Source organism: Streptomyces sp. NPDC107765, assembly GCF_055657085.1.
The window spans coordinates 1-26,282 of record NZ_JBVKBL010000009.1 but is presented as its reverse complement, the minus strand read 5'-3'; the positions used below and the strand labels follow the sequence as shown (position 1 = coordinate 26,282).

The 26,282-nt window shown below is 70.4% G+C and carries 28 protein-coding genes; 16 read left to right on the top strand and 12 right to left on the bottom strand.

All coding sequences use genetic code 11. The features are described 5' to 3' along the window. Nucleotides 1-332: 332 nt before the first annotated feature. The gene (locus ACZ7MX_RS22260) at nt 333-881 is read right to left on the bottom strand and encodes an SRPBCC family protein (protein ID WP_472134619.1); all 549 of its coding nucleotides are present in this window, start codon (nt 879-881) and stop codon (nt 333-335) included. Nucleotides 882-956: 75 nt separating this feature from the next. Next, nucleotides 957-1,553 carry a TetR/AcrR family transcriptional regulator gene (locus ACZ7MX_RS22255; protein WP_472134617.1) on the bottom strand — a complete coding sequence of 199 codons (597 nt, stop codon included), beginning with the start codon at nt 1,551-1,553 and terminating at the stop codon, nt 957-959. A gap of 460 nt (nt 1,554-2,013) precedes the next feature. On the opposite strand from ACZ7MX_RS22255, the gene ACZ7MX_RS22250 reads away from it, so the two are divergent. The 4 genes from ACZ7MX_RS22250 (at nt 2,014) to ACZ7MX_RS22235 (ending at nt 6,197) form a co-directional block, all read left to right on the top strand. After that, entirely contained in the window at nt 2,014-2,430 is a 417-nt protein-coding gene (locus ACZ7MX_RS22250) for an effector-associated constant component EACC1 (protein WP_472134615.1), read from the top strand. Between the two features lie 50 nt (nt 2,431-2,480). After that, a complete protein-coding gene (locus ACZ7MX_RS22245; protein ID WP_472134613.1) occupies nt 2,481-4,016 on the top strand; it encodes a caspase family protein in 1,536 nt (511 codons plus the stop codon). Between the two features lie 239 nt (nt 4,017-4,255). After that, entirely contained in the window at nt 4,256-4,468 is a 213-nt protein-coding gene (locus ACZ7MX_RS22240) for a hypothetical protein (RefSeq protein ID WP_472134611.1), read from the top strand. Between the two features lie 34 nt (nt 4,469-4,502). Next, complete coding sequence (locus tag ACZ7MX_RS22235) at nt 4,503-6,197, top strand: DUF6895 family protein (RefSeq protein WP_472134609.1); 1,695 nt, start codon at nt 4,503-4,505, stop codon at nt 6,195-6,197. Nucleotides 6,198-6,323: 126 nt separating this feature from the next. Here the strand turns inward: ACZ7MX_RS22235 and ACZ7MX_RS22230 are convergent, their stop codons facing one another. Beyond that, nucleotides 6,324-7,190: an NmrA family NAD(P)-binding protein gene (locus ACZ7MX_RS22230; RefSeq protein WP_472134607.1), complete on the bottom strand. Its 867-nt coding sequence runs from the start codon at nt 7,188-7,190 to the stop codon at nt 6,324-6,326. Next, the gene (locus ACZ7MX_RS22225; RefSeq protein ID WP_472134605.1) at nt 7,187-7,624 is read right to left on the bottom strand and encodes a nuclear transport factor 2 family protein; all 438 of its coding nucleotides are present in this window, start codon (nt 7,622-7,624) and stop codon (nt 7,187-7,189) included. Before ACZ7MX_RS22225 ends, ACZ7MX_RS22230 begins: the two co-directional genes overlap by 4 nt. Nucleotides 7,625-7,709: 85 nt before the next feature. On the opposite strand from ACZ7MX_RS22225, the gene ACZ7MX_RS22220 reads away from it, so the two are divergent. The 3 genes from ACZ7MX_RS22220 (at nt 7,710) to infA (ending at nt 9,745) form a co-directional block, all read left to right on the top strand. Then, nucleotides 7,710-8,312, top strand: a complete 603-nt coding sequence (locus tag ACZ7MX_RS22220) for a TetR/AcrR family transcriptional regulator (protein ID WP_472134603.1) — start codon at nt 7,710-7,712, stop codon at nt 8,310-8,312. Between the two features lie 285 nt (nt 8,313-8,597). Next, nucleotides 8,598-9,395 (top strand): GNAT family N-acetyltransferase, encoded by a 798-nt coding sequence (locus ACZ7MX_RS22215; protein ID WP_472134601.1) that lies wholly within the window; start codon nt 8,598-8,600, stop codon nt 9,393-9,395. A gap of 125 nt (nt 9,396-9,520) precedes the next feature. Then, entirely contained in the window at nt 9,521-9,745 is a 225-nt protein-coding gene (gene infA, locus ACZ7MX_RS22210; protein ID WP_472134599.1) for a translation initiation factor IF-1, read from the top strand. A gap of 170 nt (nt 9,746-9,915) precedes the next feature. On the opposite strand, the gene ACZ7MX_RS22205 is transcribed toward infA, so the two are convergent. Beyond that, nucleotides 9,916-10,125 (bottom strand): hypothetical protein, encoded by a 210-nt coding sequence (locus ACZ7MX_RS22205; RefSeq protein WP_472134597.1) that lies wholly within the window; start codon nt 10,123-10,125, stop codon nt 9,916-9,918. Between the two features lie 128 nt (nt 10,126-10,253). Between ACZ7MX_RS22205 and fxsT the strand changes: the two genes are divergently transcribed. The 5 genes from fxsT to ACZ7MX_RS22180 all read left to right on the top strand — a co-directional run bounded on the left by fxsT (nt 10,254) and on the right by ACZ7MX_RS22180 (nt 16,652). Then, on the top strand, nt 10,254-13,175 hold the full coding sequence (gene fxsT / locus ACZ7MX_RS22200) for an FxSxx-COOH system tetratricopeptide repeat protein (RefSeq protein WP_472134595.1): 2,922 nt from the start codon (nt 10,254-10,256) through the stop codon (nt 13,173-13,175). 83 nt (nt 13,176-13,258) lie between these two features. After that, nucleotides 13,259-13,540 (top strand): hypothetical protein, encoded by a 282-nt coding sequence (locus ACZ7MX_RS22195; RefSeq protein WP_472134593.1) that lies wholly within the window; start codon nt 13,259-13,261, stop codon nt 13,538-13,540. An 82-nt stretch (nt 13,541-13,622) separates the two neighbouring features. Further along, nucleotides 13,623-13,841 carry an EF-hand domain-containing protein gene (locus tag ACZ7MX_RS22190; protein ID WP_472134591.1) on the top strand — a complete coding sequence of 73 codons (219 nt, stop codon included), beginning with the start codon at nt 13,623-13,625 and terminating at the stop codon, nt 13,839-13,841. 503 nt (nt 13,842-14,344) lie between these two features. Beyond that, nucleotides 14,345-15,934 (top strand): IPT/TIG domain-containing protein, encoded by a 1,590-nt coding sequence (locus tag ACZ7MX_RS22185; RefSeq protein ID WP_472134589.1) that lies wholly within the window; start codon nt 14,345-14,347, stop codon nt 15,932-15,934. Nucleotides 15,935-16,142: 208 nt separating this feature from the next. Further along, nucleotides 16,143-16,652 carry an allene oxide cyclase barrel-like domain-containing protein gene (locus ACZ7MX_RS22180; RefSeq protein WP_472134587.1) on the top strand — a complete coding sequence of 170 codons (510 nt, stop codon included), beginning with the start codon at nt 16,143-16,145 and terminating at the stop codon, nt 16,650-16,652. 133 nt (nt 16,653-16,785) lie between these two features. Here the strand turns inward: ACZ7MX_RS22180 and ACZ7MX_RS22175 are convergent, their stop codons facing one another. The 3 genes from ACZ7MX_RS22175 to ACZ7MX_RS22165 all read right to left on the bottom strand — a co-directional run bounded on the left by ACZ7MX_RS22175 (nt 16,786) and on the right by ACZ7MX_RS22165 (nt 19,447). Beyond that, the gene (locus ACZ7MX_RS22175) at nt 16,786-17,286 is read right to left on the bottom strand and encodes a DUF3291 domain-containing protein (protein WP_472134585.1); all 501 of its coding nucleotides are present in this window, start codon (nt 17,284-17,286) and stop codon (nt 16,786-16,788) included. Nucleotides 17,287-17,318: 32 nt separating this feature from the next. Next, nucleotides 17,319-18,026, bottom strand: coding sequence for a helix-turn-helix transcriptional regulator (locus ACZ7MX_RS22170; protein ID WP_472134583.1), 708 nt, complete (start codon nt 18,024-18,026; stop codon nt 17,319-17,321). 134 nt (nt 18,027-18,160) lie between these two features. Beyond that, nucleotides 18,161-19,447, bottom strand: coding sequence for an MFS transporter (locus tag ACZ7MX_RS22165; RefSeq protein ID WP_472134581.1), 1,287 nt, complete (start codon nt 19,445-19,447; stop codon nt 18,161-18,163). An 83-nt stretch (nt 19,448-19,530) separates the two neighbouring features. On the opposite strand from ACZ7MX_RS22165, the gene ACZ7MX_RS22160 reads away from it, so the two are divergent. Beyond that, on the top strand, nt 19,531-20,496 hold the full coding sequence (locus tag ACZ7MX_RS22160) for a LysR family transcriptional regulator (protein WP_472134579.1): 966 nt from the start codon (nt 19,531-19,533) through the stop codon (nt 20,494-20,496). 161 nt (nt 20,497-20,657) lie between these two features. Beyond that, the gene (locus tag ACZ7MX_RS22155; protein ID WP_472134577.1) at nt 20,658-21,164 is read left to right on the top strand and encodes a carboxymuconolactone decarboxylase family protein; all 507 of its coding nucleotides are present in this window, start codon (nt 20,658-20,660) and stop codon (nt 21,162-21,164) included. A gap of 104 nt (nt 21,165-21,268) precedes the next feature. On the opposite strand, the gene ACZ7MX_RS22150 is transcribed toward ACZ7MX_RS22155, so the two are convergent. Then, a complete protein-coding gene (locus ACZ7MX_RS22150; protein WP_472134575.1) occupies nt 21,269-21,796 on the bottom strand; it encodes a hypothetical protein in 528 nt (175 codons plus the stop codon). Continuing rightward, entirely contained in the window at nt 21,793-22,101 is a 309-nt protein-coding gene (locus ACZ7MX_RS22145; protein WP_472134573.1) for a hypothetical protein, read from the bottom strand. The genes ACZ7MX_RS22150 and ACZ7MX_RS22145 overlap by 4 nt, the downstream gene beginning before the upstream one ends. A 166-nt stretch (nt 22,102-22,267) precedes the next feature. Between ACZ7MX_RS22145 and ACZ7MX_RS22140 the strand changes: the two genes are divergently transcribed. Then, nucleotides 22,268-23,452, top strand: a complete 1,185-nt coding sequence (locus tag ACZ7MX_RS22140) for a GlxA family transcriptional regulator (RefSeq protein ID WP_472134571.1) — start codon at nt 22,268-22,270, stop codon at nt 23,450-23,452. A 462-nt stretch (nt 23,453-23,914) separates the two neighbouring features. Here ACZ7MX_RS22140 and ACZ7MX_RS22135 read toward each other — a convergent pair whose 3' ends face one another. Next, the gene (locus ACZ7MX_RS22135) at nt 23,915-24,226 is read right to left on the bottom strand and encodes a hypothetical protein (protein WP_472134569.1); all 312 of its coding nucleotides are present in this window, start codon (nt 24,224-24,226) and stop codon (nt 23,915-23,917) included. A gap of 82 nt (nt 24,227-24,308) precedes the next feature. Next, entirely contained in the window at nt 24,309-24,731 is a 423-nt protein-coding gene (locus tag ACZ7MX_RS22130) for a MarR family winged helix-turn-helix transcriptional regulator (RefSeq protein WP_030410160.1), read from the bottom strand. Between the two features lie 182 nt (nt 24,732-24,913). On the opposite strand from ACZ7MX_RS22130, the gene eno reads away from it, so the two are divergent. Beyond that, nucleotides 24,914-26,191, top strand: a complete 1,278-nt coding sequence (eno, locus tag ACZ7MX_RS22125; RefSeq protein WP_472134566.1) for a phosphopyruvate hydratase — start codon at nt 24,914-24,916, stop codon at nt 26,189-26,191. Nucleotides 26,192-26,282 lie beyond the last annotated feature (91 nt).

Genomic DNA, 26,282 nt, shown 5'->3' with positions numbered 1-26,282 from the left:
GCGCACAGCTTGGCGTACAGCGCCGTGTGCAGAATGAGGGCGTGCCACCCCTCGTCGACCATGCGCGAGGGCCGGATGGAGGTCGCCGGGAACTTCGCGGCGGCCACGACGAACTTGACGGCTTCTTCCACGACGCGCCTGGCCGTAGGCTCGTCCATGCCTGGGTTGTTGTCCAAGACCGTTGCGACGACACCCCTGAACGCGTCAGGAGCGAGCAAGTCACGTACTGCGTGCATGTCGTGTCTTCCTTCCTGGTGTGTGTCCTTTGGCACCCGCCTCGGCCGTTCGACCTGCCAAAATCCACCCGGCCGGGGCGGGAGTCGCCTCCTGGGTCAGCCCACCTGCCGATCACTGCGCCGCGAGGTGTCCGCCACGCCGGTGCGGGGTGACTCCAGATGGTGCTTGAGGCGCTGCAGTGTGGTGCCGATGTGGGTGTGGTTGGCGCCGATGCGGTCGAAGACCCCGGTGATCAAGACGGCGAGGGGAAGGAACCACAGCGGGACCCGCATCCAGGTGGTCTCGGTGACGGTGCAGCCCGTTGCTGTGGGGGCGATGTCGTACTGCCAGCGGGAGATGGGGACTCCGAGCGGCGCCGTCACCTCGTAGGCGAAGCGCCGGCCCGGATCGGCATCCGTGATACGGCAGGTGGTGGCCCAGCGACGCAGGCCGTTGCGGTTGTGGCCGCGGAAGCGGGCGCCCACCGCCGGTGCAGTGGCTCCGCCCAACCAGTGGGCACGGTGGGCCTCTTCGGCGAGACGGATCATGACGGGCGGATCACTGACGACGCGATACGCATCAGCCGGGGTCGCCCTGACGGCCACCGTGCCCGTGGCGGCGGGGTCCGGGAATCGCGGAATGCGCGACAGGCGCGGCACGGGCATCGCAGCCTCCTCGACTGATGTAATCACTGATTACATCAGCGCGCGGAGGGGCGGTCAAGGCCCTGCGGAACCCGCTCAGTTGGCGATGCCGAAGCCCAAGGTGTCCAGAACCTGCACGGCCAGCTGCTCCGCCCGATTCGGCGGCAGATACCCGTCCACGATCATCTGGGACAGGCCGTAGACGATCGCCTGACCCGCGAGACCCACCAGTGCGGGATCGCCGGGACGCAGTACACCGGCTTCCTGGTCGGCGACGATGATGTCGGCGAAGGCCCGCTCGATGTCAGACAGACGCTGTTGCAGTTCGGCGGGCCGACTGGCGCTGAACACCCTGGTTTTGAGCAGTTCGAAGCGGCGCGGGTAGCGGATCGCGTAACGGACGAAGCCCAGGCCGAACGCACGCATCTTGGAACCCTCGGCGTCTGCGACCGTGCCGCGCTGCCACTCCCCGAAGTCGGCGAGGATGCGGTCGGCGACCGCGGTCAGCAGCGCCTGACGGTCCGCGAAATGCCGAAACGGCGCTCCTGGCGACACCCCTGCCCGGCGCGCGACTTCCCGTACGGTCACCTGCTCCGTCCCGCGCTCGTCCAGGAGCTCGATGGCCGCCGCGGTGAGCGCGGCGGGGAGGTCGCCATGGTGATAACCAGCGCGTTCGGTGGACTTGCCCTTCATGCACGCAGTGCTACCACACAGGTGATCGCGACTGACCGGCGCCCTGGACCGGACCGAGGCGAGCACTCCGCAACAACGGCAGCGGATCGCCGTGTCGGAGGCCCGGCGACGCCTGGTTCGTCCGACTGGAGGCCGAGGACCGCCCTGGCTCCGGTACGCGCCGCCGCAGCCCGGGGAGACCGCCACCTCCGGCCACGGACCGCTGCCCGTCGGGGCCCTCGCGGACCGCTGGAGACCGCCGGGCCGCGCGGCCCGGGCAAGGTTCTGGGGTGCGGGTTCACCGTGCCGGTGACGGGCGGCGAGGCGGAGGTCCGGTACGGGGAGAGGGGCCGGTCTGCGAGCGTCGGCCGGGACGGGGAAACGGGGCATCGGCGCCCCCTGATCGTGCCAGGATGGCAGCGGCCACCTGCCGTGGCCACCGCTCTGCGGGAGACGGATGGGGCTGTGGGGAGATGCCGCCATGGGGGAACTGACACTGACCGTCGATGCGCCGGACGCCGAAGCGGGCTTACGGGCGCTGCACCAATGGCTGTCGGCCGACGACGAGCTGCGCGGCCGGGTGCACCGGCGGCACACTCCGCCGCCGCCCGGCCACATGGGCGGCGGCGCGGACGCGCTGACCGTCATCCTGGGCTCGGGCGGCATCGTGGGGCTGGTCGCCCCGCTGTGTGCCTGGCTCACCAGCCGTCGCAGCGACGTCGCCGTCACATTGGAGGCGGGCGACGGCCGTAAGGTCACCCTCGACGTCAAACGCGCCACCGACGAACGGGCGGTGATCCGCGAGGCGCAGGAGGTGTTCCGTTCGCTCGCCGAACGGCCCGAAGCGCCCCCTGGCGGGCAGGGGGCCGGCGCGCACCCCGCGGGGCGGGGAGAATGAGCGGGCAGACGGCCGGTCCGAGACTTCCGCACGGTCCCACCAGCCGGGCCGTGCTCATCGGAACCAGCCGCTTCAGCAGCGCCGAACTGCCCGACATGCCCGCCGTGGAGGCGAACCTCCGGGCGCTCCAGGCCGCGCTGACGCACCCCGCGCACGGTCTGCTGGCCCCCGAACACTGCCGCGTGGTGTCCGACCCCGCGGACCAGGCCACTGTCGGCGCGGCGCTGAGGTGGGCGGTACGCGAGGCGGACGACCTCCTGCTGGTCTACTACGCCGGGCACGGGGTGCTGGACGACGACGGGCTGCTGCACCTGGGCCTGCGGCACACCGACATCGACCAGGCCGGCTTCTCCGCCGTGCCGATCGAGCTGGTCAAACGCAATGTGAGCGAGGCGCGTGCCGCCTACCGGGTGCTCCTGCTGGACTGCTGCTTCTCCGGGCGGGCGATCTCCGCGATGTCCTCGCCGGCCGGACTGGCCCTCGGGCAGCTGGAGATGGCCGGTACGTATCTGCTGACCGCTTCCACGAAGACGACACCGGCCCACGCCCCCCAGGGCGCCGCCCACACCGCGTTCACCGGCTCCCTGCTGACCGCCCTGGCCCGCCCGGCGCCGCTGACCCTCGACGAGGTCCACGCCCATGTCGACCGCGAACTGCACGGCCGGGGGCTGCCGCGGCCGCAGCGGCGGGCGGCGGGGAACGCGGGTGCGCTGGCGCTGGTACGGGGATGGTCGGAGCGGGCGGCGGGGCCACCGCGGCCCGAGGCCCCTCCCCGGCCGTCGGCGCCGCCCCCGCCCCCTCCCCCGCGGCACCACCCGGAGGCGGGGGTGTTCCACCTCGGCCCGCCAACTCCCGCTCCCGTACGCCCCCGGCGCCGCGGCGCGGTGGTCGCAGCCGCCCTGGCCGGTGCGGCGACGGTGCTCCTGGCGGTGTCGCTGGTCAAGTGGCTGCCGGGCGCCTTCGGGGACGAGGACCGCGAGGGCGGGGGCAAGGCGGGGCCGCAGGGCACTCCGACCGCCCAGCACGGCACGGCGCCGTCCCCCCAGGGTGAGAAGACGCCGATCGCGGCGTCGCCCAGCACCCAGCCGTCCCACCGCCCACCGTCCGAGCCGAAGGCGGTGTACCGCAACAAGCACCTGGTGGTCCCGGGCCCGTCGTGCGGCTTCGGCGGCGATCAGCTCCTCGATCTGGACAACGCCACGGTGGCGCAGGGAGACACCTACAGCAGTGCGAACGCCAACGTCGATCTGGTCTACGGCGGTTGTCTCGGCCAGGGCGGCGGCACTGCCGGCGGCATCAAGCTCAACGACGCGTCCACGGTGGCCCGGCTGGGCCAGGCCGACCCCGGCACCTCCACGGCGACTGCCTGCCGGGCCGCGGCCAACGAACGCGCCGTCCCGCTGCCCGTCTCCTCCAAGGACCTCACCGCCGGGACGATCTGGTGCCTGATCACCACGGACGACCGGGTGGCCAAGCTGACCATCACCAGGGCCGGCGAGAGGTACGGCCAGGGCTTCCCCGGCAGCGGGGTGGGCAATCCCACGCTGGAGCTGACCGCCACGTTGTGGGAAAAGGAAACGGGCTGAGGATGCCCCGCTCACGGCTCTGCCGTCGCGAATTGCTCGTCCTTTCCCGACCGCACCACCTGAAACCAAGCACCCTTCGGAAACATTGAGCCAACCGGGTGATTTCTCCGTGGGTTACACGTGACTTACCTGGGCCTATCGAATCGTCCCTTTTCCGGGACAGGCGAAAGTCGTGACAAGTCCAGCACGCAAACGCGACACTCGTCTTATCCATCCGCACCACTCCGAAGGAGTAACCCATGTCCTGTCCTCCCCCTCCGGTCGATGCCCGAAAAGCGTTAGATTTCCTGCGGACGAGCGGACTTGTCGACCTCCGCATTCCGCTGGAGCAAGTCGTCGACCAGGTCAGCCAACTCGACGACGTGGCCGGCTACGTGCTCGCCTGGGAGCGGTATGTCCTTGTGGTCGCCAACCAGGCCGCGGAGTGCGACGACGGCGCTGCGGGCAACTGAGCCATTGACCGCGCCGACCGCCGGGAGGCATCCGATGGACACGACGCAACCCGGTGACGGCTCGTCACAAAGGCGCGCGGTGGAGACCCGGGCAATCGCCTGGCTCGCTGCGCGCCGGGGCCTCATCAATCCGGCCGAAGCCGCCACCGGCCGGGTTCTCTTCGCCCGTAAAGCCCTTATCGAGACCGCGTTCCTTGTGGGGCTTCGGGCACGCCTCGACCCGGAACCCTTGGACGGCCATTACACGGCCCTGCTGGATCAGGTCGAGGAGATCGCGGCTCGTCCCTCCTATCGGGAACTGATCGCCCGGGACGAAGCTGCCCTTCTGCTGTACGCCGGGACCTATGCGGCATTGCGGCTCTGCGGACGCGACGATCCGGAGTTCCGGGAACTCCTCACTCAGGCCGCTGCCGGAGGGTACGCGACGGTCTTCGAGCGTATCCCGTACCGGCAGCTCGATCTGCTGCACACCCTGGAGTTGTGCGGTGTCCGGCACTCGCTGCCGGCCGTGGACGAGGTTCTGCCGTTCACCTTGCTCTGCAACAAGCCGAATGTCGTCAAACTCGCCGACCGCGACATCTACGCCATCACCCACACGATCTTCTATGCCACGGATTTCGGTCTGCGCGAGCCGCGTTGGCCCCGGGACTTCGTTCCGGGCGAGGCGGTGGAACTGCTCGAAGCACTCCTCGTTCTCACCCTTGACCAGGGGAATGCCGACCTGGTGGGAGAACTTCTGTGCTGTCTGTTGTGCCTCGGGGTGAGAGACTCCGAGGAAGCCCGCCGGGCATGGGAGTTCCTCGCGACGGCACAAGAGGCCGACGGGCGGGTCAACGGACCACCCGGCGTGGTCCACCCCGGACTCGCCGACGGTGACGACGCGTACCGGCACTGGGCCACCGGCTACCACACCACCATCGTCGCGGCCCTGGCCGCGCTCCTGGACCGCAGCCCCAAGGTGATCCGCCGGCAGCGACCGTCCGCACCGCAGCCCCGCCTCAGCGTGGAGCAGCCGCTGCGGCGGGCGGTGGTGTGGCTGGCGGACACCGGTCGGCGCAACGACCCGGCCGGATGTCTGCCGGCCGCAGCGGCTGTCGCGCATGCGGCCGAGGCTCTTGGCGAACCCGAGCTCGCTCGTCCCCTGCTCCTCGATTTCTCCGAACGTCTCGCGGACGCGGAAACGGACGTGTGGCAGGGACACGGGATGGAGGTCGTGGGTGAATTCGCGTTCGGCCTGCGGGCGCACGGCCTCACCTGCCCGTCACTCGACAGGTTCTTCAAGTCCACCGCCGCCGCCGTCGCACTCCTCGACAAGGTTCCGCCACAGGCGGCGCACAACGTCCAACGCCTCGCCGGACTGGGGCTGATCGCTCCTCAGCGTGCGGCCGCGCTGATCGACGCCGGAGCCGACGGGCCGCCTTCCGTGCCGGAAACGTCCGCCGCTGAATTGCTCGTTGCCTGCAAGAACTACCACCTGGGGCACATCGCCGGCATCGTCCGGGACTCGGCCCGTGCCGGGCGGGCGCAGCACCGCGTCACCCGCGACGCGCTCGCCTTTCTTCTCGCCCAGCAGGGCTCATGCGGTGCCTTCGGCCGGCCGGCCTGCGACGATCCGGCGCTCCGCGAACGCACGATGCTGTCGTGGACCCAGAGCGTGGTCACCGCCCTGGCCACCGTGCACACAGCCTGCGGTACGGCCGTCGCCGGACCCCAGAGCCGCCGCCCCTGACTGGGGAAACCCGGGCGGCGCTCCGCGAGCACGCCACTGACGTCGGGGGACTTCTGCGGCCGCAGCACCCGGCGGCGGTCGAGGTCACGCCGCGTCTCGGACCAGAACCGCCGGCGTCGTGGCACATCAACTGCTTGATCGCAGCTCCCTCTCCGCGACGTCGCGAAAGCTGCGCGCGGGCCGCCCGGTGATGCGCCGGACGGAGTCGGTGACCCGGTCCTCCGTGCCCTCGGCGATCGCCCGGTCCATGCCGGCCAGCAGCACGGCGAACTCCTCGGGCATCAGCTCGGCGAGCCGGTCGCGCATCTCCTCGTAGGACAGCGGACGGTGGACGACTGGCCGGCCGGTGACCTCGGTGACGACCGTGGCGATGTCGTCGTAGCTCAGCGCCTCGGGCCCGGTGAGGACGAGATCGTTGTTGGGGCTGTGCTCGTCGGTCAGGGCGCGGACGGCGACGGCGGCTATGTCGTCGGCGTCGACGAAGCCGACCCGGCCGCTTCCGGTGGCAGTCCAGAGGGTGCCGTCGGTCCGGATGCTGAGGGCGTGCAGGTGGCTGCCGGTGAAGTTCTGCATGAACCAGGACGGCCGCAGCACCGCCCACTCGTCGAAGATGCCCGGCAGTGCCTGGTGCACCAGGCCCACGGCCGGCCCGCCTTTCGGGATGGAGGAGGCGCTCAGGAGCACCGCGCGCTGTACGCCGGCGGTGCGGGCCCGACGCAGGAAGGGCAGGACGACGGCCGCGGGGTCAGGCTCGCCCACGGGCGGGATCACATAGACGCGCTCGACGCCGTCGAGGGCGGCGTCATGGGTGTCGGCGTCGTACCAATCGAAGACGACCGGTTCGGCGCCGGGCACCGGTGTGGCCCCGCGGCTGGCCGCCTTGACCGCGTGACCGGCGGACGTCAGCGCGGCGGCGGTGCGGCTGCCGGTGGTGCCGGTGGCACCGATGACCAGCGTGGTACCGGTGAGTTGAGTGGTGCCTGTGGCGCTCATCGGCTGCTCCCGGCGAAGTCGATGCCGGGTTCGAGGACGGCGAGGGGGTTCCAGTAGTCGCGGTAGGAGGTGATGCGTCCGCCCTCGACGGTGACGACGGCGATGTACGTCATGTCGAAGGGGCCGTCGGTCTCCACCAGCCGGCCGACACCGCGCATCTCGACCACGAGGGTCCGCGGATCAGCGGTTTCGTGGATCCGCAGGTCGGCTTCGGGGAAGTCGTACAGGTCGATCCGGTCGGGGTAGGGGCCCATGTAGCCGGCGATGGCCGCCCTCCCCTCCAGGCGCGTGGGCCAGCCGGCGGGCGCGAACGGAAACTCCATCACGCCGTCCTCGGCCCACAGGCCGACCCAGCCGGGGATGTCCTTGTCGAGCAGGAGTCGCAGGCTGTGGCGGAACAGCTCCGCGGGCGAAATCGAAGCGGGTAGGGGCACGGGTATCCTCCGTCTCATGGAATACGGACCCTGGGTCCGGTTCGACGATACGGACTCCGGGTCCGCTTTTCAATGGAGGAGCCACGTGGCCGAGCGCAAACCCCGCAAGGACGCCGCCCGTAACCGAAAAGCCGTCCTCGAAGCCGCCGATGTCCTCTTCGCCGGCGCCGAGCGCCCTGAGGACCTCACCATGGCCGACATCGCGGCGGCGGCCGGGGTCGGCAAGGGAACGCTCTTCCGCGCCTTCGGCGACCGCGCCGGCCTGCTCCGCGCGCTGTACGAGGCCCGACTCGAACCGCTCAGGGAGGCTGCGGATGCGGGCCCGCCACCCCTCGGGCCCGCCACCCCGCCGCAGGAACGCGTACCCGCCCTGCTCGACGCCATCCTGTGCTTCAAGCTCGACAACCGGCGCCTCGCGCTGGCCCTGGAGGAAAGCGGGAGCAACAGCCTCTACCAGGCGGAGCACTACGAGCGGTGGCACGGCCTGCTCCGCTCCACGCTGGAGCAGATCCCGGGCCTGAACGACGCCGCGTTCACCGCTCACGCCCTGCTCGCCGCCACCCGTGCCGACCTCGTGGAGCGCCTGGCCGACCAGGAGGGCACGCCGCGCGAGCGGCTGCGGCACCAACTGGCACGCTTCGCCGCCAGAGTTGTGGCCTCCCACCCGGCCACCGACCGCGACGACTGATCAGCCGGGATCCCCTCGTGGCCGTAGTCACGGTCGGTCTGCGAGCAGTGCGTTGCACCCTTGTCCGGGGCGGCCGACCGTGCCCCGGTAAATGGGGTGCGCGCTAAATGGGTTGGGCCCACCGAGCCCCGCTGGTACCGTCTGGGCAGCCGTGAAAGATCGCGAGGAGGTGAGACCCATGAAGGCTGTATCCCTGTGGGTGCTCCCCCTTGCCGTCACGGTGGGCGATTGACGTAGGTGTCGCCGGGAGCGCCTCAGACAAGGCACTCCTGAGAGGCAACACCTATGAACTTTGCGCATTCCACTTCGGGCACGGGCCACCGCGCGGTCGTGGTCACGCGGGCTTCGGACCTGCAGTGGCTGGCCGTGGAGGACGACCGGGAGGTCGGCCGCGGCGACGCTTCGCGCCGACCCGACGGCCGGCTCTTCCTCAGCATCGACGCGTGGCACGGCGCGGTCTTCGACCGCATCGCCGAGGCAATGCTGGCGGACCTGCCGACACCGCTGTACTCCGTCGTCGACGAGGCCGATCACGACTCGCGGTCCGCCTGGGAGCGGGCCGGCTTCGTCGCCGCACGTCGCGAGTGGGGCTACCGCGTGCCCACCGCCCCGGAGGTCACCGGGCTCGGCTCGGTACAGCCCCCCTCAGACGTCACGATCGTGCCCGCCGGCCAGGCGGAGGAGGGCCCGCTGCGCGCCCTGGACCGCATCATCCGCGAGGAGGTCGAGGCCACCGTCGGTTGGCAGACGATGCCGGCCGAGGTGCTGCCCCGTCCGGTGGGGACGACCGTGGTCGACCCGTCGAAGTACGCGGTGGCGCGGCACTGTGACCAGTACGTGGGACTGGTCCGGGTGGCGCCGCTGCCCCGGCAGCCACGGATCGGCCTGATCGCCGTCCGCGCCGACAGCCACCGTCGCGGCATCGCCCGGGCGTTGCTGGCCCACACGCTGGGTGCGATGCACCGCACCGGGACCGCTTCGGCATGGGCCGAGGTGGATGAGTCCAACGCGGCGGCCACCGCCCTGTTCGAAAGCACTGGTTCCCGGCGCGCGGCCAGCACCCTGGAGCTCGTCCGCCGCTGACGCTCCGTCATATCGCGGCGAGCGGCCCAGCCGAGCCCGAAGCGGACCCGATGGCAGCGCGCCCGACCGCACCGCACTTGTTTCCCGCTGAATACACCGCCACAGAACGAGAGAAGTGAGAGACCATGACGAAAACAGCAGGGGGCGTAGAAGTCGAAGGCACCGTCATCGAGTGTCTGCGCAATGCCACCTTCAAGGTGGAGCTCCAGAACGGGCACACGGTGCTCGCGCACATCAGCGGAAAGATCCGCAAGAACTACATCAAGATACTCCCCTACGACCGGGTGCTCGTGGAACTCAGCCCCTATGACCTCACCCGCGGCCGGATCCGCTACCGCTACCGCGCCTAGCGAAAAGGCCGGCCGGATCAACCCGTAGCGACGCGCCCGCGCTGGACGGCCGACACCGTCCGGCCGGGCCGTCCGCAAGCGCGTCCGCGAAGGAGGAGACCATCGGACGCGCGGGACTCGCGGCGGCGCGGGGGTGAACGGACCTGGCGCTGCGCGGCCCGTCACGGCGGTCATCCGAGGAGGTCGCTGACGGTGGTCGTCAAGAGCGCCAGCAGCGACAGGGTGGCCGCAAAGGCCATCCCCGCCCGGCTGACGGCCGCTGCCGGGGATACGCCCTCCCTGCGGGCGAGGAAGCCGGCGGTCACCGCTGCGAGCACGGCGATGATCACGGCAACGGAGACGGCGAGGACAGTGACCGCCACCACGACGGAAATGGGCACGGCAGGCTCCTTTTCGACTGCTTGTACCGGGGGTCGATGCGGCGACTTTGCCCAATCGCGTGTGCAGCAGGGTGCAGCCGTACGAAGATGAACAGATCCGTACGGTGGCTCGGGGGGGGCGACGGGGAATGACGGATGTCGAGGCGGCGGCCGACGACGGTGCGCAGGCGCTGGGCCGCCTGCGACAGATCCTGAAGGCACGCATGGGTGCCCGCTTCAAGGGCTCCACCAGCACCCTGGCCAGGAACGCAGGGCTGGGCAGGACGACGGTCAGCAACGCGCTCAACGACGGCCACCCGCCGCCGTCCTGGCACACGGTCGCGGCCATCGCGAAGGCGCTGGGCTTCAGTGGTGAGTACATCGAGGGAGAACTGCACGAGCTGTGCTCGAGCGCGGCCTCCGCCAGAGCCGCCACTCCACGGAAACCCGATCTCACCGTCCTCGTCAGCAACTTACGTGCGCGCAAATCGGAGCCGTTCATCGGGCGCGTGACGGAGATGGACCGCCTGAAAGCGTTTCCCTGTACCGGCACGGGACTGCCGCCGGTGACCGTGCGCGGCATGGGCGGGGCCGGCAAGACCACGCTGGCCCTCCACCACGCCTGGGCGAAGAGGGCGGCCGGCCAGAACCCCGTGTGGTGGATCGACGCGATCGGCCCCGACGCGATCGAGGCCGGCCTGGCCGGGCTGGCCGGTGAGCTGGACCGGGAGCTCGTGAAGACGTTGCCGGTCTCCGAGGCGGCCGCGTGGGCGGCGCACTGGTTGGAGGCCCGGACGGGCTGGGTGCTGGTCTTCGACAACGTCGCGGACAGCGCTCATCTCAGCCCGTGGCTCGGCAGACTGACGACCGGTCAGGTGCTGATCACCACCCGGCACACCCTGGCCTGGCAGCGGGGCAGCGAATTCCTGGACCTCGGTCCTTTTGACGGCGAGCATGCGGTGGCCCTGCTCAAGGAGCTCACCGGCCGCAACGACAAGGAGGCGGTCGCTGCGCTGACCGAGTTGGCCGCGGACCTGGGTTACCTTCCGCTGGCACTCAGGCAGGCCGGTGCCTTCATGGCGCAGACCGCGATGGAGCCCGGCGCCTACCTCGCCCTGCTGCGCCAGGACCTGGTGGGAATGCTGGCCCAGCAGCTGCCCGTGGACGACGAGCAGGAGAAGACCATCGCCCGTCTGTGGTCGGTGACACTCCTCACGCTCCGGCTCAGCCACCCCGACGCGGTGCTGCTCCTCCGCGTTCTCGCGTACTGCGCACCCAACCCGCTGCCCCGCACGGTGCTCGACGGTGCCCTGCCCTCACGGCTGCGTGTGGCGCTGGCTCTGGGCACGCTCGCCGCCTACAGCCTGGTCACCCTGACCGCCGACGAGGTGACCGTGCACCGGCTGCTCCAGGCGGTCCTGCGCGCCGAAGCGGGCGGCAGCCCGCCTTCTCCTGACCTGGCGGGGACACGTGACGCCAGCGCGCTTGCGGTCGCTCTGCTGGACGACGCGGCGCCCGCCGAGGCGGCCACGGACGACGTCACCGGCTGGCCGCTCTGGGAGCGGATTCTGCCTCATGTGGAAGCCGTCGTCGCCCACCGGGAGGGTCTCGAGCCGCTTCCCGAACTCGCCAACTTGATGGGACGAACGGGAACGTACCTCCACTCCCGCGGGAGCCGCCTCACCCTCGCGCTGGATCTGCGCCACCGTGCCCTGGAACTCTCCCAGCGTCTCCACGGCCCCAGGCACCCCGACACCCTGACCCACATGAACAACCTCGCGGTGACTCTGAGCGAGGCCGGAAAGTATGCCGAGGCCGAGCGCATGCTCCGGACGACGTTGCGGATCCACCAGGAGATCCACGGAGAGCGGCACCTGAGCACGGCGGCCGCACTCGGCAATCTGGGGCACGCGCTGACTCATCTGGGCCGCCACCAAGAGGCTCTCGCCCCCTCCGAGACGGCCTTGGAGATCGTTCGCGACGCGTTGGGCGAGGACCACTTCGAGACCGCCTCCCGCCTGGACAATCTCGCCGCCGTCCACACCGCTCTCGGGCACTACCCACAAGCCCTCGAACTCGGACAACGGGCCCTGGAGATCACACAGACCGCCCTCGGCGACGACCACCCCGACACCGCCATCCGCCTCGGCAACCTCGCCACCGTCCACACCGCCCTCGCGCACTACCAACAGGCCCTCGAACTCGAACGACGGGCCCTGGAGATCACCCAAACCACCTTCGGCGACGACCACCCCGACACCGCACTACGGATGAGCAACCTCGCCACGACCCTCAGGGCGATCGGACGCTACGACGACGCCCTGGGCCACGCAGAGAACGCCTTGCGCATCACGCAGGAGGCATACGGGCCCCACCACCTCAGCACCGCCGTCCGTCTGGGCAATCTGTCCCTCCTGCGCACGGCCAAGGGCGAATACGAACAGGCGCTGGCCCTGGACAGGCAAGCGCTGGACATCACCCGTGACGTGCTGGGCGAGGACCACCCTGACACCGCGCTGCGGCTGAGCAACCTCTCCCAGAGCCTCCGGCGTACCGGGCAGCTTCAGAAAGCTCTGGAACACGGACAGCGGGCGATGGACATCGCCACGGCCACCCTGAAACCCGAGCACCCCGACTTCCCCGTCTTCGCCAACAACCTGGCCACGACCTACGACGAACTCGGCCGACACGAAGACGCGTACCGCCTGAAGATGCAAGCACTGAGAGCAGCCGAAAAAGCCCTCGACCCGGATCACCCCACCTGCGCCAATTACGCCAGCAACCTCGTGTACTCACTGCACCGACTCGGCAGGTTCGAAGAGGCGCTTCCGCACGCTCGACGAGCGGTGGCCCTCACCACGAAGGCGCTGGGCGAAAACCACGCAGAGCTGGCAGTACGTCTGCACAACCTCGCCCAGACCCTGCTCTCCCTGCACCAACGTCAAGAAGGGCTGGCCCTGCAGCGGCAGGCCCTGGAGCTCGCCGAGCCGGCCCTCGGCCCCACGCACCCCACGACTGAGCACATCCGCCGCAGGCTCGACGCCGCGACCAACGACGAACCAACGCCCTGAGACAGCACTGACCACAGGCCAGGTTGCGGCCCCGTGTCCCGCACAGAGCCACAGAGCACAACCGGGGTGCATATCCTCATGGGATGGACCGTTACGAGGGCTTGGCCCAGCTCGCTTGGTGGGCCAATCGCTCCACCTGCCTGGCACAGATCCCTGTCCGGGTCGCTGCCGCATCCGACGGCGACGGCTGGAACGCCGTCGTCTCGCCGCCGCTTGAGCATGACGCACGCGATGCTCTCCAACTGCTGTTGGACAGCGATCCGGTCTTCACCCTTCGTACCGCAGACGGCTTCGTCGCGACAGTCACGGTGGAGCACTCCGGCGACATCACCCGTCTCCGGCTGAGCAGCGTTCCTGAATCCTGACAAGCCGAGAACCCGCCGACCCGGGCTCCGGGCGGGCGGATAGTCTGGGCCCGTCAGTAAAGATCACAGGAGGGCGGAGCACATGGCAGACATCGTGGAGACGGCGGCGCGCAAGGTCTTCGAGCGCTATGACGTCGACGGGGACGGCCAGGTCACCGCCGAGGAATACCGCAAGGTCGTCGCGGAGTTGGAGGGCACGGAGATCACCGAGTCGCAGGCGCAGGAACTGATCGACTCGCTCGACACCAACGGCGATCGCCAGATGTCCTTCGAGGAGTTCTGGGCGGCCATGAATGGCTGACACCGCCGGGTCCGGCACACACAACCTGCCGGACCCGGTCCGTCACCCCACCGAGTCCCGTGCGTGGTAATCCATCCTCAACAGGGGACGGTCCCGAACGCAACGGCCTGGCAGGCAAGTTCTCTTCGAAACGCGGAGCGGGAAGTCACCCCCAGGGCGTGCGGCGCCGGTCGGCGGCCCCGCCCGCCGGTGGGTCGCGGATCGCGGCCGAGTTTCCCGCCCCCGCACCTTAAAACGATTATCGGAATTACCCCGAGACCTTTAAACGCTTTCCCAGGAAGGGTACTCTCCGTTTGCGTGTGTATTAGCCGGCCAGATTCATGGCCGGTTGACTGCTCGCTGTTTGCCCATGCGGCGGAGCAGACATTTCCATGTGCGGGACAAAGATCGTCCCGCCTGTTTTGGGGAGTGTCATGTTCGGCTTAGCTTTACGACCTCCGGAACCTGCCCGGACACCCGGCTCGACATTGAATGCCGCGTTTGCTGCAGGTGCTGTTATTCCCGTGGGAAACACCCCCGAGGGAATTACCCTCGCCCCGGACGGGGCCCACCTCTACGTGGCCAACCGGGGCTCGAACACCGTGAGTGTGATCGACACCGCCACGAACACCGTCACCGACACCATCGCCACAGGAGCGGGTCCCACCGACGTGGCGATCAGCCCTGACGGCACCCGGGCCTACGTGACCGTCTACGACGACGGTCTGGTCAGCGTGTTCGACCTCGCCTCGGACACCCTCGTCACGGACATCCCCGTAGGCGCCGGAGTGACGATGGCGGCGGTCACCCCGGACGGGACGCGCGTTTATGCGACGCGGCAGACCACTGACACGGTGAGTGTGATCGACACCGCCACCAACACCGTGACCGGCACCATCACGGTCGGGGCCGGGGCGACCGGTGTCGTGATCACTCCGGACGGGAGCCGCGCCTATGTCGCGAGCTTCTCGGGTTCCGTCAGCGTGATCGACACCGCCACGAACACCGTCACCGACACGATCATCGCCGGCGACGTCCCCATCCTGCTGACGGTCAGCTCCGACGGGGCCCGCGTCTACGTCACCAACGCCGGCAGCTCCTCGGTGAGCGTGATCGACACCGCCACGAACACCGTCACCGACACGATCGGCGTCAGCGGCCAGCCGCGTTTCCCGGCACTGAGCCCCGACGGCGCCCATCTGTACGTGGGCAATGCCGAACCCGACACGGTGAGTGTGATCGACACCGCCACCCGCACCGTCGTCGAGAACATGAGCGCGGGAGACGGCCCCACCGGCATCGCCGTCTTCCCCGACGGGACACGCGCCTATGTGGGCAACGCCAATGCCGGGACCGTCGGGGTCATGATGACGACCGTGATCCCCGACCAGGGGCCCACGTCAGGCGGCACCACCGTGACGCTGACCGGTCATCACCTGGCCAACGCCAGCGCCGTGCGCTTCGGCACCGCCCGAGCCGTCATCACCGCCAACACGGCGACATCGGTGACCGTCACCGCCCCCGCCGGCTCCGGTGCCGTCCCCGTGACGGTCACCACCCCGGGCGGCACCGGCACCCTCGGATCCTTCTACTACGCGCCGGTGCCCACCCTCACCGGCATCAGCCCCGACGCCGGTCCCGTCTCGGGCAGCGACCAGGAGATCGTCCTCACCGGCCGCAACCTCGCCGGAGCGATCGACGTGTACTTCGGCACCACCCGAGCCGTCATCCAACGCGTCTCCGACACCCAGGTCACCGTCAGGGCCGCCCGCGCCCCGGCCCCGGGCGGCGTCGCCGTCACCGTACGCACCAGCGGCGGGAGCGCCGACGGCCTGACCTACAGCTACGTCGACCAGTCCACCGTCACGGGCATCAGCCCCAACATGGGACCGACCAGCGGCGGCACCGAGGTGACGATCACGGGCACCGGTCTGAGCCACACCGAACGGGTCACCTTCCACGGCAATCCGGCGCCCTTCGCGGTCATCTCCGACACCACCGTGACCGCCACGTCCCCGCCCAGCGCCACCGAGGGCACCTTCGACGTCACCCTCACCACCCCCGGCGGCACTCCCGCCGGCGCGTTCACCTACGTTTCCGGACCCGGCATCTGACCCGCCCGCGCCCGCCGTCCGGGCGGACGCCGCAGCCGGTCCGGCACGGCGAGATCCCGGTCGGCCGGGCGCTCGATCGCCCGACCTCAGGCCCTTGAGCCGCGTCGCCATGCCGACCACTCGATACCGGTCCCGGCATGAAAAACCCTCAGGACACCTTCACGCACCTAGCCACATGCATTTCCCTTCCAGTCCCACAGGAGAAATCGTGCGTCACTTCAGCTTCAAGCGCATCACCCTGGTTGCGGCCACCGGATTCGCGGCCCTTCTTCTCTGCCCGCACCCGGCGTCGGCCGCGGCCGGTACCAGCAGCGGCCACTACCCTCCGAGAGAGGAAGTGTTCCAGCTGACCGCGCAGCAAACGCAGGGCAGTTTCATCGACGTGGACGGGTCGTCCGGGCCCAGCCAGGGGGACGAATTCGTCATCAGCGGCAATCTCCTGCGCGGCAGCGTCACGGTGGGCACCTACAGCGAGATCTGCACGCTGACCCGCACCGCCCCCGCCGATGAGTTCGACCTGCAGTGCGCGGGCGATCTCGCCCTCCCCTTGGGACAGCTCACCATTCAGGGCCGGTTCACCGTCACGTCCGCCGGCCCCGGCGACATCGACCTCGCCATCACCGGAGGTACGGGGCGCTACCGCACAGCGCACGGCACCGTCCACGGCGACGTCGTCAGTGACACGGAGACGCACCTCACCGTGCATCTGATCCGCTGACCGGGCAGCAGGCACCCCTGGGCGGCTCCGGACAACTCCGGGGCCGCCCACGGGCGTTGGGGACTTCACTGGGCGCACCGGGGGCTCTCCCCGCGATCCGGCCATGGCTCCGGCGGGGCCTGCCGGACAGTGCCTAGGGCTGGCCCTGCGGCACGGGCTGAAGGTGCTGGGCGGCCTCGGCGGCGGTGTAGGAGGAGGCGAAGGTGAACGCGCGCGGGGACGGCCCGTTGGCCCGCAGGTCCGCCAGCCGTTCCAGAGCCTCGCCGACGGTCGGGAGGTGACCGGCGGGGACCCACCAGAGCACCAGGTGTGCCTCGACGTGCCGTTCGAACCATTCGCGGCGCCGCCGCATCACCTCCAGGTGCCCGCTGCGGTAGGTGAAGTCCCACAGCGCCTCCGGGGTCTCCCACACCGTCAGGTTGACGATGACGTCCTCGCCCGCCGGACGCAGGGCGGTGGCGTCGGCCGCGCCTTCCTCCACGAGCCGCCACACGAAGCCGGGCGCGCCGTCGGCGGCGGTGTTGACCGGATCGAGCATCTCGACGAACGGCGCGATGCGCGGGTCATCGAGGGGGTGCAGCAGCGTGGCGACGTTGAGCTGGGCGAGGTGGGCGGCATGCACGGATGCAGTCATGGCCACATCCCAGCACTGGCCCACTTTCTATGTCAACTAAAATTGTTTTTAGAACTCTCGACCACCACGCAGCACTCCCCCGGCCGGGCGTCCATGCGGGCGCGGACGGGACCGTCCGTGCCGAACAGCCCCTCCAGCAGCGCGAGATTCATGCCGCAGACGAGCGGCGGGAAGCGTTCCGCGACGGCGTGGAAGGGGCAGTTGCGCATACGCACCACCGCCGCGGTTTCTCCGGTCGCCTCTTTGGCGCCTTCGGCGTCCGGGATGCCCGCGGTGCTTTCCAGGTGCGGTTCGTAGCCGCGGGCGGCCAGCATCGCCATGGCCTCTTCGAGGCCGCCGCAGGGCGCCGCCGAGCCGCGCAGGGCCTCGCCCCGGCGGCGCGCGGCCGCGCAGAGCCCGGCGTCGAGCCCGGCCTGCTCGGCGGCCTCGGCGAGGAGTTCGGCGGCCGTGCGGTAGTCGCGGGCGGGCAAGGACACCGCCCGTTCGGCCCGCGCCCGCGTGTACACCTTGGCGGGACGGCCCGCTCCCGGCCCCGAGCGGCCCGTCAGCCGGCGGCTGCCGCTCTCCAGCAGCCCGGCCTCGGTCAGCCTGTCCAGGTGGTGCGCGGCGAGCGTGCGCGCCACCCCGGCCGCCTCGGCGGCCTCGTTGCGGCCGACCTCACGCCCCTGTGCCACCACGTACTCGTACAGACGGCGCCGGACCGGATCCTGCAACGCCGCGATCGCGTCGATGTCCTCCACCCGACCATTCTAGGAACAACGCAGGTAAGAGATAGAAGGGCCGGACGCAGCCTCCGCCGGGCCGCACTCGACCGTCGCGGGGGGGGAGCGGGACGTTGAGGTGAGTTGCAGTGGGTTGCGTGAGTTGTGGTGCGTCATGCGGCCGGGATCTCTGCGGCCGACACGGTGGGTTCGAGGGCGGAGAAGTGTGTCCGTTGGGGGAGCAGGAGCGGGGTGGCGAGCAGGAGGACGCCGGAGAGGGTGATCGCGGCCAGGGGGCTGGTGAGTGTGGCGAGGATGCCCCAGGTCACCATGAGAGCGGCCTGGACGAGTTTGCTGCTGACACTCCATGTGCTGAGGACTCGGGCGGCATGATCCGCGGGAGTCCGTTGCAGGCGTTCCGTGGCGTAGATCGGGTTGAAGATGCCCATACAGGTGATCAACAGACCCTCGACGATGATCACGGTGAGGAGTCCGGGGATGCCGGGACGGATGAACGCGAGACCGAGCGGGAAGAGCGACCGCAGCCAGCCGGAGGCGGTCATGACGCGGTGCCGGCCGTAACGCTGCACGAGGCGTGCGGAGAGGCGGGCGCCCACGAAGCCGCCGAGTGCCGGGATGCCGAAGGCAAGACCGTACTGCCAGGCCGGGAAGTGGTATGCGCCCAGCAGGAGGACGGCAAGGAGCGGGACGGTGGCCATGATGAGGCCGCTGACCAGGATGGAGTTGAGGAACAGGCGCCGAAGTGCGCGGTCGTGGAGGATGAACCGCCAGCCGCCAAGAAGGTCGGCTCCGCGCGCCCTGGCGGCCGGGTCGCGGGGTGCCGCGACGTCGCCGCCGCGGATGCGCAGGACCGCGAGCGCGGACAGCAGGTAGCTGAGGGCGTCGGCCATGACCGTGATGACCGGGCCGAGCAGCCCGACGAGCGCGCCGCCGAGGGGCGGGCCGGCCGCGGTCGCCACCCAGCTCGTGCCCTCGAATCTCCCGTTCGCGGAAAGGAGGTGCTCGCTGCGGACGAGGTATTTCAGGTACGCGCCGGATGCGGCGGTGAAGGCGATGCCCGCGGTGCCGGAGATGACCGAGACGACCAGCAGGTGGCCGTAGGACAGCAAGCCGAGGAAGTAGGCGATCGGGACACTCGCCATCGCGAGGAACCGAGTCAGGTCCATCGCGATCATCACCGGCCGCTTGGCCCGGTGCTCGACCCACGGCCCGAGCGGGAACGCAACGATCGCCGCGACGGCAAGCCCGGCTGCCTCCAGTAGCGAAACCGCGAACGCCGGCGAGTGCAGCACTCGGACCGCGATGAGCGGAAACGCTCCGAAGGCTATCCACGTGCCGTACGTGCTGACGGCGTACGCCGACCACAGCCAGCCGAAACCGGACCCCCATGTCACGCGCACTACACTCCTCCGCAACAACCGATGTTTGGGTCCGTGCATCACATCGGCTACAAGGGCGCAGGATCAAACAACCGCCTTCCGTCGAGCCACAACGATCGGTTGGGTGGGCCTAGGCTGGACCCATGGATACCGAGGCAGTGCGATCGTTCGTCCGGGCGGCCGAGCTCGGACAGTTGCAGCACGCGGCCGACGAGCTGGGCGTGACCCAACAAGCGGTCTCGAAGCGGATCGCCGCCCTGGAGCGCGAGCTGGAGGTCCGCCTGTTCACCCGTACCGCCCGAGGGGTTCAACTGACCCTCGACGGCCAGGCGTTCCTGTCGCACGCACGGAGTATCGTCGCGGGGGTCGATCGCGCCGTCACCGCGGTCACGCCGGGCTCGCGGGCCCTTCGGATCGACGTTCTCGGCTTCCGGACCGCGCAGGCCGTCCTTCTGCACGACTATTGGCGGTCGCATCCCGAAACCGACCTCGACGTGGTGACCCTCAGGGTCAACGACCCCCACGAGGTGGCCGCCGCCGTCCAGGCAGGCGAACTCGACGCCTCGTTCCGCACCGTCACCGATCCGGCCACGCTGCCGCGCGACGTGCGCATGATCCACGCCTTCGACTCCCCACTGGAACTCCTCGTCGGCCCCAGACATCCGCTCGCCTCCGCACGCACCCTGACACCACCCCAACTGCGCAAGCTCCGGATCTGGGTGCCTGGTATCGCGCCCCGAAGCGAATGGGGAGAGTTCTACGACCAGCTCGCCACCGGATTCGACCTCCGCATCGACGCGGCGGGCCCGAACTTCGGTAACGAGGTACTCCTCGACGCCCTCGCGGACTCCGCCGACGTGGCCACCCTCGTCAGCGCGCGCGACCGGTACATCTGGCCGACGACTTACGACCTACGCCGCATCCCGATCGTGAACCCGACGCTCGCCTACCCGCTCTCCCTCATGTTCCCCAGAACGAATCCGCACCCGGGGCTTCAGGCGATCATCAACCACTTCGCCACCCTGACGCCCGTCCCCGAGCCGGCCTGGCGTCCGTCCTGGGCAACGGCACCACGCCGCGGCGCCGACGACGCACGCACCCGCCACTGACTGAAGCAAGGAGGTCTCCGGGGAAGGATGGACCAGGGGCCCCGGGCCCGTCCGACGGTCAATCTCCAGCCGGAACAAACGACTGTCTTCCATCGGTCACATTTCTCCGCCGCGATCCGTCAGGGCAGTGACAGCAACACGAAAGCCCTAAGGAGACGGCGATGGAAACGCGTTCGATCACGGCGGAGGTCCCGATGGTTCCGCGGATGACTGAGGACCCTGCGGAGCTCGTGCCCGAGCTGGCGGCGGTGTCGGCGGCGCTGTTCAAGGTCACCGGGAACGGTTCGGTACCGCGCTCCACGATCAGTCTGGTCCAGCTGCGTGCCGGCCAGATCGTCGGCAGCACTTACCTGACGGTTCTGCACACGGGCTTCCTGCGCAAGGCCGGGGAGTCGGAGGAGCGCATCACGTCGGTGGCTTCCTGGCAGGACTCGCCGTACTTCACCGGTGCCGAGCGTGCCGCGCTGGCACTCGTGGAAGCCGTGCTTCAACCGTCCGCGCACGGCGAGAGGGTCTCCGACGAGCTGTATGCCCAGGCAGCGGAACACTATGAGGCCAAGGCGCTCGCCACGCTGATGTTCGCGATCGGCCAGGTCAATTTCTTCATCGCCGTCGCAGTCATCGCCAAGCCGGTGCCCGGCCGGTCGTTCACCGACCCGTGGAATTGAGGCCGCCCGGGTAACGGTCGGCCCGTTCGGATCCCGTGCGGGATCCGAACGGGCCGACCCGCACACCGCGGCGAGGTAGCGGCGGCCGGCGGATCAGGGCCCGGTCAGGTGGCGGGCAGCGGTCGCTGCCCGTGCGGGTGCAGGCGGTCGGTGAGGAAGGCGAGGATCTCGTCGCGGGCCCGGACCGTGGGATGGCCGGCCTCGTCGACGAAGTGGGCGGTGACAACGCTGTGCGGGGTGCCGACCAGGTCGGCGAAGAAGGGCGGCGGGGCCGGGTTGGCGGCGCTGTCCGGGAGGACGCGCCCGTCGAAGGCGTCGCCGAGCAGCGCGCGGTAGGCGGCGAAGCGCTGCCCCGTGCACCAGCGGTCGCCCTCGAAGCGGTAGGCGAGGACGGTGAGTCCGTCACGGTGGAGCCGGTCGCGCACCGCGTGCGCGTCCGCCGCGTCGAGTTCGAGTCCGCCGGGGTCGTCGAGCGGCAGCGACGGGTGGTTGACCACCGGGGCGATCACCGCCGGCTCCAGGGCCATGGTGAGGGCGAAGTTGCCGGTGAAGCACAGGCCGATCGCGCCCACCCCCGGCCCACCGCACGCGGTGTGGGCCTGCCGCGCCAGGCCGCGCAGCCACAGCGTCACCGGACTGGTGCCACCCCGGCGAAGGCGCGGAACTCCGCGCTGACACAGGCACGGCGGACGACCTCCCGGCCGCCCTCGACCGTGGGGAAGGCGCCGTCCGACCCGAACAGCGAGGGCACATGGACGGTGAAGCCGGCGTCCCGCACCCAGCGCGCGAGCCGCAGGACGTCGGGACTGATCCCCGGCATCTCGGGCAGCACCACGACGGCGGGCCCGGCCCCGGCCACGTACACCGTCTTCTCCACCCCCTCCACGGACACGCTCCGGCGGGCGAAGTCGGTGATCGGATCGTCGTCGTCGCTCATGGAGCCAGCTTCGTCCCGGCGCCGGCCGCCGGGTGAGGGGCCGGATCGCCAAGGCCAGGGGTAATCTCGCCACCCGCGTGGGAGGCCGGCGGTACGCGGCCGGCGACCCGGGCACGGGGACACCGGGCGGGCCCGGGGCCGGGGACACCAAGGGGGTACGGGAGCGATGGCGGAGGCGGCGCGGCAGGCGGAGGACGGTGGCGGTCCGGACGCCGGACCGGGTGCCTTGCGGGTCGGGCCGGGTGCGCTGCGGGTCGGGGTCCTGGCGTACCCGGACTGCTTCGCGTCCGAAGTATTCGGTGTCCCCGACCTGTTGACGATGGCCGGGCATGTCGCCGGACCGGACGCGCCCCGCTACCAGGTGACGGTCGTCTCGCCCCGCCGCCGGGTCATCGCCTCCGGCGGCGCGACCCTGGAGGTCCGTCCCTTGCGTGCGGTCGACGTCCTCGTGGTGCCCGGTTTCGAACTGCGTCCGGACACGGACCTCGACGCGCGGCTCGCCCGGCTCGCCCCCGAGATCGCGGCGATCCGCGCGCAGGCCGCCGCCGGCACCGCCGTCGTCTCCCTCTGCGTCGGCGCGTTCCTGCTCGCCGAGGCCGGACTCCTCGACCGGCGCCGGGCCACCACCTCCTGGCTGCACGCCGACGAACTGGCCCGGCGCTGCCCGGACGCCGACGTACGGCCCGAGCACCTGGTCGTCACGGACACGGGGGTGACGACCACGGCCGCCTTCAGCGCCATGTACGACTTCGCGCTGGACCTGATCCGCCGGCACAACGGCGCCCAAGTGGCTCGCACCACCGCACGGTTGGCGCTCGTCGACGACGCGCGGACCTCCCAGACCCCGTACGTCGACCCGCGGCTCCTCCCCCAGCCCGGCCGGGAGTTCTCCCAGCGGGTCATGCGACGGCTCGACCAGAACCTCGCCGAGCGGTACGACCTCGCCGCGCTCGCGGACGCCTTCCAGGTCAGCACCCGTACGCTGCTGCGCCGCTTCGCCGAAGAGACCGGACGCAGCCCGCTGGCCCATCTGCAGGCCTCCCGGGTCCGCCGCGCCCGCCACCTTCTGGAGACCACCGACCGCACCGTCGCCGCCGTCGCCGCGGCCGTCGGTTACCAGGACCCCGGCACCTTCGCCGCCCTCTTCGCCCGCCACACCGGCCACCGCCCGAGCGCCTACCGGGCCGCCTTCCGCCGCAGGGCCCGGACGTCCGCCCCGGCCCCTCGAAGCCCGCCTCCTGGAACAGACGCTCCGCAGCCGGCGCAGCCGCATGCCCCTCGACGGGCGGGACTTCCAGCAGCGGCTGACCCACCTCACCGCCTGGTCATGGCTGATGACAACCCTCCCTGACCGTGTCTGGGAACAGTCGCGGCCCGTCGGGCCGGTCAAGGCCGGCAATTGGTTCATGACCCGCCTGCTCGACGCTGTCCCCCACGCTCCGAAGGTCTGCGCAAGCTTCTCCAGCCTGTTCCCCATCACCGCGGGGCCTTGCCCTTGCCCTGGCCGCCCCCCACGCATGCCGGCCCACGTCCTCATCGACCCCGCCCAGGCGGAAGCCGGCGCATCGCCACAGCCTGATCCGCAGGCGTCGAGGGACCCGGAGAACCGTCGGCGAACGCTTCTGTTCAGCTCGCCGGCCGGTTCCCAACCCCCTCCCCGGTTGCCGCAAGCAGGGCTGTCGAAGGAGCGAAGTCCCCGGCTGGACGGGGGTGGCCAGCCGGGGACTGACATCGCGTGTGCCCCTTCAGCGAGCGAGAAAACGCGCCGGCTGACATTCCGGGGTGACTGCGTGGGGCGACGCACGTAGCCGCTCTACGCGACCTTCATGTTCGAGGCGCGCGCGCTGCTCGACTGCTTGCCCGACTGCTGGCTCGCCGCGGTGCCCGCCTTGTCGTCGGCCTTGGCCCTGGGGCCCGCCTGAGCCTCGGAACCCTGCCCTCCGGCGGAGGAGCCCGCGCCGCTGGACTCGGCGGCGGCCGTGCCCGTGTCCGGGTGGCTCGCGGCCTTCGTGCCGCCGGCGTCCGAGCCGGAGCAGGCAGTCAGGGTGAAGCCGGCGGCCGCGGTCAGGGCCACGGCGGCAATGCGCAGGGCGCGGCGGCGAGCGGTGCGGACAGCCGAACCCACACCGAAGTCAGAAGGCCCTCATCTCGTAATGAAGGACCACTCAAGGCAGGTTGCCTGTCACCGACGCCCCGGGACAGCACACCTAGTGCGCCGCGAGCCGCTCCACCAGCCCAATCCCCCGCGCCAGCAACTCCCGCTCCTCCCCCGTCAATTCCGCCTCGATCGCCCGCGCGAGCCAATCCGCCCTGCGCCCCCGCTCCTCCTCCAGCAGCGCCTGCCCCGCAGAGGAGAGCTCGACCAGGCTCTTGCGGCCGTCGGTCGGATGCGCCCGGCGCGTGATCAGCCCCTGCTCCATGAGCAGTCCAACGGCTCGGGCCATGGACTGGGGGCGGACCCGCTGATCGGCCGCCAGTTCGCTGGTCGTCATCGCGCCGCTGCGGTCCAGCGCACCGAGGACGGCCACCTGGCCGTGCGGCATCTGGTCCTCGAGCTTCACGCGCCGCGTGAGCTTTCCCATCGCGGTGCGCAGTTCGGCGGCGACGGCGGCGGATTCCGGAATCGGCATACCGAATTTTAACGCAGCAGAGCTGCACAGCCGAACTGCGCAGCGGGACTGAACAGCAGCACTGAACAGCAAAGCTAAACAGCACAACTGCACAGCACTGCTGTAGAGTCTGCTGTGCCGGGCCCAGCGCCACCGTCGCCGCAGCCGAACCCGGCACGCATGCGACAACGGGAAGGACTCCCATGACCGCCATCACCTCCGTCACCGGCCGCCGCGTCCTCGACAGCAGGGGCAACCCCACCGTCGAAGTGGACGTGGAACTGGCGGACGGATCCATCGGCCGGGCCGCGGTCCCCTCCGGCGCCTCGACCGGCGCCCGCGAGGCCGTCGAACTCCGCGACGGCGACCCGGCCCGCTGGCACGGCAAGGGCGTCGACCACGCGGTACGCCACGTCAACACGGAGCTCGCAGCCGCCGTCACCGGTCGCGAGGCCGAGGACCAGGCCGGCCTCGACGCCGTCCTCATCGCCACGGACGGCACCCCCACCAAGTCCAGGCTCGGCGCCAACGCGATCCTCGGGGTCTCCCTGGCCACCGCCAAGGCCGCAGCCGCCGCCCACCGCCTGCCGCTCTACCGCTACCTCGGCGGCTCCGACGCCCGGCTGATGCCCGTACCGATGATGAACATCGTCAACGGGGGCGCGCACGCCGACAATCCCCTGGACTTCCAGGAGTTCATGATCGCCCCGATCGGCGCGGAAACCTTCGCCGAAGCCGTGCGGATGGGGTCCGAGATCTTCCACACCCTGCGCCGCGACCTCCTCACCGCCGGGCACTCCACGGGCGTGGGCGACGAAGGCGGCTTCGCCCCCGCCCTGCGCACCGCCGAGGAGGCCCTCGACTTCGTGGTGACCGCCGTCGAGCGCACGGGCTACCGCCCGGGCACGGACATCGGCCTGGTCATGGACCCGGCGTCGTCCGAGTTCTTCCGCGAAGGCGTCTACGACTACACCGGGGAAGGAGTGCGGCGCACCCCCGCCGAACACGCCGACTACCTGGTCAAGTTGATCGACGCCTACCCCATCGTGTCGATCGAGGACCCGATGGCCGAGGACGACCTGACGGGGTGGCGGGACCTGACCTCGCGGGTCGGTGCGCGCTGCCAGCTCACCGGTGACGACGTGTTCTGCACGAACGAGACCCTCCTGCGCGAAGGCATCGGCTCCGGCGTCGCCAACTCGGTGCTGGTGAAGGTCAATCAGATCGGCACGCTGACGGAGGCCCTGGCCACCGTCAACGCCGCCCACCGGGCGGGCTACACCGTCGTCATGTCGCACCGCTCGGGAGAGACGGAGGACACGACGATCGCGGACCTGGCGGTGGCCACCGGCTGCGGCCAGATCAAGACCGGATCACTGTCCCGTTCCGACCGCACCGCCAAGTACAACCAACTCATCCGCATCGAGGAGCAGTTGGGCGGCAGCGCCCAGTACGCCGGTGCGGAAGCGCTGCGCCGCTAGTGACCTGAGTCGGAGATTCGTCGTTGGTTGGGTATGAGTCGTCCGGGTCCGAAGATTCCGCCGTTGTCGGTGACCGATGCCCAGCGGGCTG

What these genes read in the sequence shown, in the direction of transcription:
- eno (WP_472134566.1), top strand. Translation starts at nt 24,914, where the DNA reads ATGACCGCCATCACCTCCGTCACCGGCCGCCGCGTCCTCGACAGCAGG.
- ACZ7MX_RS22165 (WP_472134581.1), bottom strand. Translation starts at nt 19,447, where the DNA reads ATGCACGGACCCAAACATCGGTTGTTGCGGAGGAGTGTAGTGCGCGTG.
- ACZ7MX_RS22255 (WP_472134617.1), bottom strand. Translation starts at nt 1,553, where the DNA reads ATGAAGGGCAAGTCCACCGAACGCGCTGGTTATCACCATGGCGACCTC.
- ACZ7MX_RS22230 (WP_472134607.1), bottom strand. Translation starts at nt 7,190, where the DNA reads ATGAGCGCCACAGGCACCACTCAACTCACCGGTACCACGCTGGTCATC.
- ACZ7MX_RS22240 (WP_472134611.1), top strand. Translation starts at nt 4,256, where the DNA reads ATGTCCTGTCCTCCCCCTCCGGTCGATGCCCGAAAAGCGTTAGATTTC.
- ACZ7MX_RS22190 (WP_472134591.1), top strand. Translation starts at nt 13,623, where the DNA reads ATGGCAGACATCGTGGAGACGGCGGCGCGCAAGGTCTTCGAGCGCTAT.
- fxsT (WP_472134595.1), top strand. Translation starts at nt 10,254, where the DNA reads ATGACGGATGTCGAGGCGGCGGCCGACGACGGTGCGCAGGCGCTGGGC.
- ACZ7MX_RS22175 (WP_472134585.1), bottom strand. Translation starts at nt 17,286, where the DNA reads ATGACTGCATCCGTGCATGCCGCCCACCTCGCCCAGCTCAACGTCGCC.
- ACZ7MX_RS22140 (WP_472134571.1), top strand. Translation starts at nt 22,268, where the DNA reads ATGGCGGAGGCGGCGCGGCAGGCGGAGGACGGTGGCGGTCCGGACGCC.
- infA (WP_472134599.1), top strand. Translation starts at nt 9,521, where the DNA reads ATGACGAAAACAGCAGGGGGCGTAGAAGTCGAAGGCACCGTCATCGAG.
- ACZ7MX_RS22195 (WP_472134593.1), top strand. Translation starts at nt 13,259, where the DNA reads ATGGACCGTTACGAGGGCTTGGCCCAGCTCGCTTGGTGGGCCAATCGC.
- ACZ7MX_RS22160 (WP_472134579.1), top strand. Translation starts at nt 19,531, where the DNA reads ATGGATACCGAGGCAGTGCGATCGTTCGTCCGGGCGGCCGAGCTCGGA.
- ACZ7MX_RS22130 (WP_030410160.1), bottom strand. Translation starts at nt 24,731, where the DNA reads ATGCCGATTCCGGAATCCGCCGCCGTCGCCGCCGAACTGCGCACCGCG.
- ACZ7MX_RS22235 (WP_472134609.1), top strand. Translation starts at nt 4,503, where the DNA reads ATGGACACGACGCAACCCGGTGACGGCTCGTCACAAAGGCGCGCGGTG.
- ACZ7MX_RS22145 (WP_472134573.1), bottom strand. Translation starts at nt 22,101, where the DNA reads ATGAGCGACGACGACGATCCGATCACCGACTTCGCCCGCCGGAGCGTG.
- ACZ7MX_RS22155 (WP_472134577.1), top strand. Translation starts at nt 20,658, where the DNA reads ATGGAAACGCGTTCGATCACGGCGGAGGTCCCGATGGTTCCGCGGATG.
- ACZ7MX_RS22260 (WP_472134619.1), bottom strand. Translation starts at nt 881, where the DNA reads ATGCCCGTGCCGCGCCTGTCGCGCATTCCGCGATTCCCGGACCCCGCC.
- ACZ7MX_RS22215 (WP_472134601.1), top strand. Translation starts at nt 8,598, where the DNA reads ATGAACTTTGCGCATTCCACTTCGGGCACGGGCCACCGCGCGGTCGTG.
- ACZ7MX_RS22250 (WP_472134615.1), top strand. Translation starts at nt 2,014, where the DNA reads ATGGGGGAACTGACACTGACCGTCGATGCGCCGGACGCCGAAGCGGGC.